Consider the following 11461-nt stretch of genomic DNA (forward strand, 5'->3'; position numbering starts at 1 on the left):
GGCCTGCCGGGTTTACTCGCGGGCAGCGGGGCGGCCCTCTGCGCTGGCGGGCGGCGCCGCGCCTGCTGCTGCCTCCGCTGCCTCCGCTGCCTCGCCAGCCGGCGGCGTGGGCCGCGCCTGCGCTTGCACTGCCGCCTGCTCTTGTCTCGCTTCTTCGGCCTTGCGCCGCCGCCGGCGGCCCGGCGTGCCCATGATGTACATCAGGATGGCGACCGGCCCCAGGCCGTAAAAGACGAAGGTGGCCACGCCCGCGACCACGGTGTGCTCGGTAATGGCCATCATCAGGACCACATAGATCCAGCCGATTGCAACGATGTACATCAGAACGTCATCMTTCTCGGGCAAGCTCGTCCCTTTGGCCGGTGCGAGCGGCGGGCACGAGGTGCGGGTGGGGCGCGCAGCATGGGCGCCGGGCGCGCAGGGTGCATTTTGCCCGCGGCGCCGGTCCGCGCAATTTTCCGCATTGACAGGCACAACATTGCAAGGCAACAATGGCCTCGAATGTATTGCGAGGCAGGTCAGTTCGCAGGCATTCGCAGGCTTCGCCGGGACCTTTCGGTCGGCGGCGCGGCGTGTCCGGCAAGCATACCGCATGGYGTCACCAGCCKAGGGCGTCAGCGCGGGCCGGTTTMGAGGCTGGCGGCGGGGCAGTCCGCAGTGGCGGCATGCGCCCGGCCAGCCTTCAAATAAGTGACGGCAGAGAGACGAAACATCATGGCAACCGGCAAAGGTGCGGCAGCTTCCGCCAAGGAAGACAAGTCCCAACCGTTTTCATTTGCACCGGGGCCATTCGATCCAGCTGCATGGCTGGCATGGTCCCGTCAGGCACAGGCCAACGGTAACGGCAACGGCGCGGCAATGCCCCAGGGCATGCCCGGCCTGCCTGGATTGGAGGCGCTGGCGGGTTCCGCCCTGGCGGGCGTGAAGTTCGCGCCCKACCAGCTTGCCGACATCCAGCAGCGCTACATGAAGGACTTCAGCGAACTGTGGCGCGGCATGGCCGAGGGGGGCGGCAATCCCTCGACGGCCCTGCGCGACCGMCGTTTCGCCGGCGAGGCCTGGCGCAGCAGCGCGGCCTTCCACTACGCGGCCGCCTTCTACCTCATCAATGCGCGCGCCATGAACGAGTTGGCGGACGCGGTGGAAGCCGACGCCAAGACGCGCCAGCGCATCCGCTTCGCGGTCTCGCAGTGGGTCGACGCCATGTCGCCGGCCAACTTCCTCGCCACCAATCCGGAAGCGCAGAAGCGGCTGATCGAATCGGGCGGGGAATCGCTGCGTGCCGGCGTGCGCAACATGCTCGACGACCTGGGCCGCGGCAAGATCTCGCAGACCGACGAATCCGCTTTCGAAGTGGGCCGCAACGTGGCGGTCACCGAAGGCGCGGTGGTCTACGAGAACGCCTACTTCCAGCTGCTGCAGTACAAGGCCACCACCGACAAGGTGTTTGCCCGTCCGCTGCTGCTGGTGCCGCCCTGCATCAACAAGTACTACATCCTCGATCTGCAGCCGGAAAGCTCGCTGGTGAGCTACATGGTGGCGCAGGGCCATACGGTCTACATGGTGTCCTGGCGCAATCCGGACGCATCGATGGCCGAGCTGGGCTGGGACGACTACATCGAGCACGCGGCCATCCGCGCCATCGACGTCACGCGCGAGATCAGCGGCCAGGACCAGATCAACGTGCTCGGCTTCTGCGTCGGCKGCACCATTGTCGCCACGGCACTGGCGGTGCTGGCCCAGCGCGGCGAGCACCCCGCGGCCAGCCTGACGCTGCTGACGACGCTGCTGGATTTCGCCGATACCGGCGTGCTGGATGTCTTTGTCGACGAGGCGCATGTGGCGCTGCGCGAGGCCACCCTCGGCGGTGCCGCGGGCACGCCCTGCGCGCTGCTGCGCGGGGTGGAGCTGGCCAATACCTTCTCCTTCCTGCGTCCCAACGACCTGGTGTGGAACTACGTCGTCGACAACTACCTCAAGGGCAACACGCCGGTGCCGTTCGACCTGCTGTTCTGGAACGGCGATGCCACCAACCTGCCGGGCCCCTGGTACTGCTGGTACCTGCGCCACACCTACCTGCAGAACGAACTGAAGGTGCCGGGCAAGCTGACCGTGTGCAACGCGCCGGTGGACCTGGGCAGCATCGACGTGCCCACCTATGTCTACGGTTCGCGCGAGGACCACATCGTGCCGTGGACGTCGGCCTATGCCTCGACCGGGCTGCTGGAGAACAAGGTGCGCTTCGTGCTGGGCGCGTCCGGCCATATCGCGGGCGTCATCAATCCGCCGGCCAAGAAGAAGCGCAGCCACTGGACCAATGACAAGGTCGCTGCCTCGGCGCAGGAATGGCTGGCCGATGCCACCGAGCATGCCGGCAGCTGGTGGCCGGACTGGGCGTCCTGGCTGGCCAAGCATGCCGGCGCGCGCAAGGCCGCCCCTGCCGACTACGGCAACAAGGACTATCGCGCCATCGAGCCCGCGCCCGGCCGCTACGTCAAGGCCAAGGCATGAGATTCGTCCGTGCCGGCGCCGTGCGGCGCCGGTCTGATTCACTCATTTCACGCATTTACCTCGAGAGGACCTCCCAATGACTGACATTGTCATCGTATCCGCTGCCCGTACCGCGGTTGGCAAGTTCGGCGGCTCGCTCGCCAAGATCCCCGCGCCGGAGCTGGGCGCCATCGTCATCAAGGCTGCACTCGAGCGCGCTGGCGTCAAGCCCGAGCAGGTCAGCGAAGTGATCATGGGCCAGGTGCTGACCGCCGGCTCCGGCCAGAACCCGGCGYGCCAGGCCGCGATCAAGGCAGGCCTGCCGGTGATGGTGCCGGCCATGACGATCAACAAGGTGTGCGGCTCCGGCCTGAAGGCCGTGATGCTGGCCGCCAACGCCATCGCCGCCGGCGATGCCGAGATCGTGGTGGCGGGCGGCCAGGAGAACATGAGCGCCGCGCCGCACGTGCTGCCGGGCTCGCGCGACGGCTTCCGCATKGGCGATGCCAAGCTGGTCGACACCATGATCGTCGACGGTCTGTGGGATGTCTACAACCAGTACCACATGGGCGTCACCGCCGAGAACGTGGCCAAGGAATACGGCATCACGCGCGAGGCGCAGGACGAGTTCGCGGTCGCTTCGCAGAACAAGGCCGAAGCCGCCCAGAAGGCCGGCCGCTTCGACGAGGAAATCGTCCCGGTGCCGATTCCGCAGCGCAAGGGCGATCCGGTGCAGTTCGCCACCGACGAGTTCGTGCGTCATGGTGTCACGCTGGACGGCCTGTCCGGCCTCAAGCCGGCATTCGACAAGGCCGGCTCGGTCACCGCGGCCAATGCCTCGGGCCTGAACKACGGCGCCGCCGCCGTGGTGGTGATGTCCGCGGCCAAGGCCAAGGAACTCGGCCTGACTCCGCTGGCGACCATCCGCGCCTACGGCACCGCCGGCGTCGATCCGAAGGTGATGGGCATGGGTCCGGTTCCGGCATCCAAGCGCTGCCTGTCGCGCGCCGGCTGGAGCGTGGAAGAACTGGACCTGATGGAGATCAACGAAGCCTTCGCCGCGCAGGCCCTGGCCGTGCACAAGCAGATGGGCTGGGATACCTCCAAGGTGAACGTCAATGGCGGCGCMATCGCCATCGGCCACCCGATCGGTGCGTCGGGCTGCCGCGTGCTGGTCACGCTGCTGCACGAGATGAAGCGCCGCGACGCCAAGAAGGGCCTGGCCTCGCTGTGCATCGGCGGTGGCATGGGCGTGGCGCTCGCGGTGGAGCGCAAGTAAGGAAGCGGACGGCCGGCCCGCGATACGTGGCGGACTGGCCTATCAGAGGGGTGTGCCGGCGGCGCGAAGGCTTTTCCCGCCGCCAGCTTAAATAACAATTAGCCATCAAGGAGTAGATATGACTCAGCGCATTGCATACGTAACGGGTGGCATGGGCGGCATCGGAACCGCCATCTGCCAACGCCTGGCCAAGGAAGGCTTCAAGGTGGTGGCCGGTTGCGGCCCGAACTCGCCGCGCCGCGAGAAGTGGCTCGAGCAGCAGAAGGCTCTGGGCTTCGATTTCGTTGCGTCCGAAGGCAATGTTGCCGACTGGGATTCGACCAAGTCCGCGTTCGACAAGGTCAAGTMCGAAGTGGGCGAAGTCGATATCCTGATCAACAACGCCGGCATCACCCGCGACGTGGTATTCCGCAAGATGACGCGCGCCGACTGGGATGCGGTGATCGACACCAACCTGACCTCGCTGTTCAACGTGACCAAGCAGGTCATCGACGGCATGGCCGACCGCGGTTTCGGCCGCATCGTCAATATCTCGTCGGTCAACGGGCAGAAGGGCCAGTTCGGCCAGACCAACTATTCCACCGCCAAGGCTGGCCTGCATGGCTTCACCATGGCGCTGGCACAGGAAGTGGCGACCAAGGGCGTGACCGTGAACACGGTGTCGCCGGGCTATATCGCCACCGACATGGTCAAGTCGATCCGCCAGGATGTGCTGGACAAGATCGTCGGCACGATTCCCGTCAAGCGCCTCGGCGGCCCGGAGGAGATCGCGTCGATCTGCGCATGGCTGTCCTCKGACGAGTCGGGCTTCGCGACCGGTGCGGACTTCTCGCTGAACGGCGGTCTGCACATGGGTTGAGTCCGGCAGGCCACCTCTTTGTGCGGGGTGGCCTTTCTTGCTCTGCAGGGCCCTCTCAGGAGGGCTCTTTCTTTTGGGGCGAAGGCCGGTTGGCGTAACGCGACCGGCACAGGGCGGGGCGGCCGGATGCCCTCCGGTCGCGGATATTGCATCGCACCGCCCGCACTGCATCAACGCTGCGCTGCAAACGGCGGTCTTTGCCGTCTGACTTCCCGCAATCCGTTGCCCCGTGCGGGTTTTCCTTAAAGGCTCCGGCTTTCAATAGTGCCTTGTTGGGCATAGAATCAGGGCAGCGGCTTGCCCGCACCAAAATAGATCATGCGTTGCAGGTCAAACACGTTGCATCCCCCGCTGCCGGTTCCCATTGCGCACCGCACAGCATGCGGTGCAGCAGCATGCAACAGCGACGATAAAGGATAGAGCACCGATGGCTACCACCAAGAAAGGCGCAGAGCGACTGATCAAGAAGTATCCAAATCGCCGGCTCTACGATACGCAAACCAGTACCTACATCACGCTGGCCGACGTCAAGCAGCTCGTGATGGACACCGAGGATTTCAAGGTKATCGACGCCAAGTCGGGCGACGAACTCACGCGCAGCATCCTGCTGCAGATCATCCTGGAAGAAGAGACCGGCGGGGTACCGATGTTCTCCAGCTCGATGCTCTCGCAGATCATCCGCTACTACGGCCATGCCATGCAGGGCATGATGGGCACCTACCTGGAAAAGAATATCCAGGCCTTCATCGACATCCAGAGCAAGCTGGCCGAGAACTCCAAGGGCCTGTACTCGGGCGAGCCGTTCAGCCCGGACATGTGGTCCCAGTTCATGAACATGCAGGGCCCGATGATGCAGGGGATGATGAGCAACTACATCGAGCAGAGCAAGAACCTGTTCGTGCAGATGCAGGAACAGATGCAGAGCCAGGCCAAGAACATGTTCGGCACGTTCCCGTTCAACCAGCCCGACAAGAAGTAGGGCGGGCGTTCACCGGCTTCCTGCCTGCCCCCTTTCGCCCCCTTTCGCCCCCTTTCGCCYGCTCCCGTTCGCGGGGGCGCGGCGTGCCCGCACGGTGGATACGGCCAGTGCCGCGCCGTGTGGTGGCGTCGTGTTATGGCGTCGACTCCTGATCGCTTTCGCCGCCTGGCTGGCGACTCGATGCCGCTCCCCATGGCCCGTCGCCTGGGGCCCCACGGGCAATCGGTTAAAATCACGCCTATTCGGCTGACGCGCGGAATCCCGCGCCGGCCATCCATCACAAATGTGGCGATTCATTTTGCGGACTCGCCTGCAAAGCCCGAATCGCAATGCCCCCCGAATTCCCAGACATTCGCCACGCGCTTGCCGCCGCGGCCAGGCCCGTTCCAGGCGCCGCTTGCCCGTTCTCCGGTCTTCCGGCTGGGCGCCGGCAGAAGCGCTGCCCAGCGGCGGCGGCTTTCGCATGAGCCGGCTGTTCCTTGCCCCCATGGAAGGGCTGGCGGACTACGTGCTGCGCGACGTGCTGACCGGCACGGGCGGGTACGACGGCTGCGTGTCTGAGTTCGTCCGGGTGACGGGCTCCTTGCTTCCCGATCGCGTCTACGAGCGGGATACCCCCGAGGTTCTCGACGGCGGCCATACACCCGGCGGCACGCCKATGGTGATCCAGCTGCTCGGCAGTGATCCCGAGTGGCTGGCACGCAATGCCGCCCAGGCCGCTACGCTGTCGCCGCATGGTCTTGACCTGAACTTCGGCTGCCCCGCCAAGCTCGTCAACCGGCACGGCGGCGGCGCCATGCTGCTGGCGGATCCGGGGCTGCTGAACCGTATCGTTTCATCGGTGCGCGCCGCGGTGCCCGCCGGCATCGCCGTGACGGCAAAGATGCGGCTGGGCGTGTCTGATACCTCGCTGGCCATCGACTGCGCCACCGCGCTGGCCGAAGGCGGCGCGGCCTCCATCGTCGTGCATGCCAGAACCCGCGATCACGGCTACCGGCCGCCAGCCCACTGGGAGTGGATCGCGCGGATCGATGCCGCGGTGGACGTGCCCGTCATCGCCAACGGCGAGGTCTGGACCGTCGATGACTGGGAGCGCTGCCGGGCCGTGAGCGGCTGCGCCGACGTGATGATCGGCCGGGGCGCCGTGTCCGATCCTTTCCTGGCCCTGCGGATACGCGGACTGATGGAGCGCTCGGCCTGCGCCGAGGAATGGCCGCTCGTGCTCCGCCATATCGCCGACTATCTGAGGAAACTGCAGGACCGCATCGCCTCCTGTCATGAGCACGGGCGCGTCAAGCTGTGGCTCAGCTATCTGAAGCGGACCTGGCCGCAGGCTGCCGAGCTGCACGACGCGATCCGGCGCATGCAGGATTCGCGCGAGGTGCGCGAGGTCATCGAGAGCGCCATGGCGCTCTCGCCGGCGGCGTTATCCGCGCGGGCGTGAGATCGGTGACACCTGCGGAACACACCGAGCCGCCGCGCTGACGCGCCGCGCGGCTCCGGCAGCCGGCAGCCGGCGAGCAACGGGTACCTTAAGCCTCAAGGACCTGCACGCCAGGCGCGGATGTGCGGCGCCAGTCGCCGGCAAACGTTGCCGAACGGTTAAAATGCGCGATTGGCTTCGTACCGCCCGGCGGCCATGTCCCGCCCGGCACGCCCCACATTTGGAAGTAACCGTGAAAAACCCTGCAGAATCAACGACTAACAAAGACCGTATTCCAAATGTGGGATTCGTCAGCCTCGGCTGCCCGAAGGCCCTGGTCGACTCCGAACAGATCATCACCCAGCTGCGCGCCGAAGGCTATGCCATCAGCGGCACCTACGACGGTGCCGACCTGGTGGTGGTCAACACCTGCGGCTTTATCGACGAAGCGGTGCAGGAAAGCCTGGACGCGATCGGCGAGGCGCTGAGCGAGAACGGCAAGGTCATCGTGACCGGCTGCCTGGGCGCCAAGAAGAACGCCAAGGGCGAGGACATCATCACCTCGGTGCACCCCAAGGTGCTGGCCGTGACCGGCCCGCACGCGCTKGGCGAAGTGATGCAGGCGGTGCACACGCACCTGCCCAAGCCGCACGATCCGTTTACCGACCTGGTGCCGCCCGCGGGCATCAAGCTCACGCCCAAGCATTACGCCTACCTGAAGATCTCCGAAGGCTGCAACCACCGCTGCTCGTTCTGCATCATCCCGTCGATGCGCGGCGACCTGGTCTCGCGCCCGGTGGCGGAAGTCATGCTGGAGGCGGAAAACCTGTTCAAGTCGGGCGTGAAGGAACTGCTGGTGATTTCGCAGGACACCAGCGCCTACGGCGTGGACGTGAAGTACCGCACCGGCTTCTGGGACGGCCGTCCGCTCAAGACCCGCATGACCGAACTGGTGGCGGCGCTGGGCGAGCTGGCCAGCCAGTACGGCGCTTGGGTGCGCCTGCACTATGTGTACCCGTACCCGCACGTGGACGAGATCATCCCGCTGATGTCGCWGGGCCATGTGCTGCCTTACCTGGACGTGCCGCTGCAGCATGCGCACCCGGACGTGCTCAAGCGCATGAAGCGCCCGGCCAATGCCGAGAAGACCATGGACCGCATCCGCGCCTGGCGCGCGATCTGTCCCGAGCTGACCATCCGCAGCACGTTCATTGCCGGTTTTCCCGGCGAGACGGAAGAAGAGTTCCAGACGCTGCTCGACTTCATCGCCGAGGCCGAGCTGGACCGCGTGGGCTGCTTTGCCTACTCGCCGGTGGATGGCGCCACCGCCAACGACCTGCCGGGCGCCTTGCCCGACGAAGTGCGCGAGGAACGGCGCGCCCGCTTCATGGAAGTGGCCGAGGAGGTCTCCGCGCGCCGCCTGCAGCGCAAGGTGGGCCAGACTCTGCGGGTGCTGGTGGACGAGATCAACCAGGACGGCGGTATCGGCCGCTCCGCCGCGGATGCGCCGGAAATCGACGGCCTGGTCTATATCGACCCGCCCGCCGGCGCCGCGCGGCGCTACAGGGTCGGCGAGTTCGTCGAGGTGAAGATCACCGGCGCCGACGGTCACGACCTGTGGGGCGAAGTCTGACCGGATTCCGGCGGCCAAGCCTGGATAGGTAAAAGTACGATCGTTCGCTTTCCCCGGCGCGCCGCTATACTGTGCGCTGCAACATCAGCCCAGGAGACACAAGATGACACGTGAAGTGGTGGTGGTGAGCGGCGTGCGGACCGCGATCGGTACCTTCGGCGGCAGCCTGAAGGACTTTTCCCCGACCCAGATGGGCGCCATGGTCKTGCGCGAGGCACTGTCCCGCGCGCAGGTCGGCGGCGACGAGGTCGGCCATGTGGTGTTCKGCAATGTCATCCAGACCGAGCCCCGGGACATGTACCTGGGCCGGGTGGCGGCAGTGGAGGGTGGCGTCAGCACCGACGCGCCGGCGCTGACCGTCAACCGCTTGTGCGGCTCCGGCCTGCAGGCCATCGTCAGCGCTGCGCAAACCATCATGCTGGGCGATGCCGACGTGGCCATCGGCGGCKGCGCCGAGAGCATGAGCCGCGCGCCGTACCTGGCGCAGTCGGCCCGCTGGGGCGCGCGCATGGGCGACGCCAAGCTGCTCGACATGATGCTGGGCGCGCTGCATGACCCGTTCCACGGCATCCACATGGGCGTGACCGCCGAGAACGTGGCCAAGGAATACGACATCGGCCGCAGCCAGCAGGACGAGACCGCGCTGGAATCGCACCGCCGCGCTTCGGCGGCCATCCGCGCCGGCTATTTCAAGGACCAGATCCTGCCGGTCACGCTGAAGTCCCGCAAGGGCGACGTGACCTTCGACACCGACGAGCATGTCCGCCACGACGCCACCATCGACGACATGACCAAGCTCAAGCCGGTCTTCGTCAAGGAAAACGGTACGGTGACCGCGGGCAATGCCTCGGGCCTGAACGACGCCGCCGCGGCCGTGGTGCTGATGGAGCGCGGCGTTGCCGAAAAACGTGGCCTCAAGCCGCTGGCGCGCCTGGTTTCGTATGCGCATGCCGGTGTCKACCCGAAGACTATKGGTATCGGCCCGGTGCCGGCCACCAGGAAGGCGCTGGAGCGTGCCGGCCTGAGCGTGGCCGACCTCGACGTTATCGAAGCCAATGAAGCCTTCGCCGCGCAGGCCTGCGCCGTCAGCAAGGCGCTCGGCCTCGATCCGGCCAAGGTCAACCCGAACGGCTCCGGCATCTCGCTTGGCCACCCGATCGGCGCCACCGGCGCCCTGATCACCGTCAAGGCACTGTACGAGCTACAGCGCGTGCAGGGCCGCTATGCACTGGTGACCATGTGCATCGGCGGCGGCCAGGGCATCGCGGCCATCTTCGAGCGCATCTGAGGCTKACTTGCGGCGCCTAGCGAATCTCCTGTCCTTGCCGGCGCCGGCCCGGCTGCTCGCGGCCGGCCTGGCCACGGCAGCGCTGTGCGGCGCTGCGCTGGCCGCCGGCGGCACCGAGTTGTCCACCAGCACCGCCGGCGCGGCCGACGGCGCCAGCCAGGGCTTCGGCATCAACCAGGCGATCCGCGAAGGCGAGACCAGGCGGGGCACGCAGCTCTCCACGGGCGCCGCGCCCAGGCCCCTGTCGCCGCGTCCCGAATACGCGTCGCTGCCGGTCTACGTAGGCACGCTGGGCGACCAGCCGGTGCGCCTGCGGCTCGGGCCCAAGTCCGACGAGCGCGACAGCGTGCATGGCGAATACAGCGTGGGCCGCGGCGGCGGYGTGCGCCTGCTCGCCGGCGAGTACGAGAACGGGGCCTTCCTGATGGAAGAGTCCAGCGACGGCACCCGCGTCACCGGCAACTGGKAAGGCGCCATCGACGGCGCTGGCGTCGTCCGCGGCAACTGGACCGATCCGGCCAACCCGGCCATCAATCTGCCCTTCATGATCCGGCCGCTCGGCACGCTGGTGATCCCGCCGTTCGACATGACGCCCAACAGCGGCGTCACTTACGCGCCGCCGCCGCCAAAATCGTCGATCTCGGGCTGGTAAGCCCAAGGCAGGACGGCAAGGGGCGGACAGCAAAGGGACCGGCAAGGCGCTTCAGGCCAACGCATGCCCGAATGCTGGTAAGCTCGAAGGCTCATCGAGTCACTGCCAGACAAKGAACCATCGTGTCCGATCGCAAGCCGCCCGAGCCGTCCGGCTCCCATTCCGCCTTCCTGCAAACCGTGGCCGTCCAGCCGGAGCTGGATATCGCGCCCGGCTTTGCTTCGTTCTCGCCGCCCACGCACCGCGGCTCCACCGTGGTGTTCCGCAACCTGGCGGAACTGCGCGCGCACGGCGACGGCGCCACCACMTACTGGCGCTACGGCCTGCACGCCACGCCGACCAGCGAAGCACTCTGCCAGCATCTCGCACTGATCGAAGGCGCGCGTCATACGCTGCTGCTGCCGTCTGGCCTGGCAGCCATCTCGCAGGTGTATTTCGCGCTGGTCAAGTCGGGCGACGACGTGCTGGTCCCCKACAACGTCTACGGCCCCAACCGCGAGCACGGCGAATGGCTGGCGCGCGATTACGGCGTGTCGGTGCGCTACTACGATCCGATGATCGGCGCCGGCATCGCGGGCCTGATCCGCCCGAACACGAAACTGATCTGGATGGAGTCGCCGGGTTCGGTGACCATGGAAATTCCCGACACCCAGGCCATCGTCGCTGCCGCGCGGGCGCGCGGCGTGATCACGGCCATCGACAATACCTGGTCGGCGGGCGTCTATTTCCGGCCCTTCGACAAGGGCATCGACATCTCGGTGCAGGCCCTGACCAAGTACCAGTCSGGCGGMGGCGACGTGCTGATGGGCGCGGTGCTGACCTGCGACGACAAGCTCCACGACCGTATCAGGCGCACCA

Annotated in this window: 10 protein-coding genes; 9 read left to right on the forward strand and 1 reads right to left on the reverse strand. The window is 66.7% G+C overall.

Annotation, left to right across the window (positions count from 1 at the left end; genetic code table 11):
- Positions 1-12: 12 nt before the first annotated feature.
- Complete coding sequence (locus AC1DKV_RS24245) at positions 13-321, reverse strand: hypothetical protein (RefSeq protein WP_441616036.1); 309 nt, start codon at positions 319-321, stop codon at positions 13-15.
- Positions 322-714: 393 nt separating this feature from the next.
- Here AC1DKV_RS24245 and phaC point away from each other — a divergent pair, with 393 nt between their 5' ends.
- From phaC to AC1DKV_RS24290, 9 genes are all read left to right on the forward strand, one after another.
- Entirely contained in the window at positions 715-2511 is a 1797-nt protein-coding gene (gene phaC, locus AC1DKV_RS24250; protein ID WP_477138171.1) for a class I poly(R)-hydroxyalkanoic acid synthase, read from the forward strand.
- Between the two features lie 76 nt (positions 2512-2587).
- Positions 2588-3769 (forward strand): acetyl-CoA C-acetyltransferase, encoded by a 1182-nt coding sequence (locus tag AC1DKV_RS24255; protein ID WP_477138172.1) that lies wholly within the window; start codon positions 2588-2590, stop codon positions 3767-3769.
- A gap of 118 nt (positions 3770-3887) precedes the next feature.
- Positions 3888-4628 (forward strand): 3-ketoacyl-ACP reductase, encoded by a 741-nt coding sequence (locus tag AC1DKV_RS24260; protein WP_477138173.1) that lies wholly within the window; start codon positions 3888-3890, stop codon positions 4626-4628.
- 427 nt (positions 4629-5055) lie between these two features.
- On the forward strand, positions 5056-5607 hold the full coding sequence (gene phaR, locus AC1DKV_RS24265; RefSeq protein ID WP_006155938.1) for a polyhydroxyalkanoate synthesis repressor PhaR: 552 nt from the start codon (positions 5056-5058) through the stop codon (positions 5605-5607).
- A 463-nt stretch (positions 5608-6070) separates the two neighbouring features.
- The gene (locus AC1DKV_RS24270; RefSeq protein WP_441616027.1) at positions 6071-7051 is read left to right on the forward strand and encodes a tRNA dihydrouridine synthase; all 981 of its coding nucleotides are present in this window, start codon (positions 6071-6073) and stop codon (positions 7049-7051) included.
- A 232-nt stretch (positions 7052-7283) separates the two neighbouring features.
- Positions 7284-8663, forward strand: a complete 1380-nt coding sequence (rimO, locus tag AC1DKV_RS24275) for a 30S ribosomal protein S12 methylthiotransferase RimO (RefSeq protein ID WP_477138174.1) — start codon at positions 7284-7286, stop codon at positions 8661-8663.
- Between the two features lie 103 nt (positions 8664-8766).
- Positions 8767-9951, forward strand: a complete 1185-nt coding sequence (bktB, locus tag AC1DKV_RS24280) for a beta-ketothiolase BktB (protein ID WP_477138175.1) — start codon at positions 8767-8769, stop codon at positions 9949-9951.
- A gap of 34 nt (positions 9952-9985) precedes the next feature.
- On the forward strand, positions 9986-10603 hold the full coding sequence (locus tag AC1DKV_RS24285) for a hypothetical protein (RefSeq protein ID WP_477138178.1): 618 nt from the start codon (positions 9986-9988) through the stop codon (positions 10601-10603).
- A gap of 122 nt (positions 10604-10725) precedes the next feature.
- The coding region (locus tag AC1DKV_RS24290; RefSeq protein WP_477138176.1) for a PLP-dependent transferase at positions 10726-11461 on the forward strand (736 nt) is incomplete at its 3' end.

The organism is Cupriavidus sp. 05T41 (assembly GCF_056396525.1).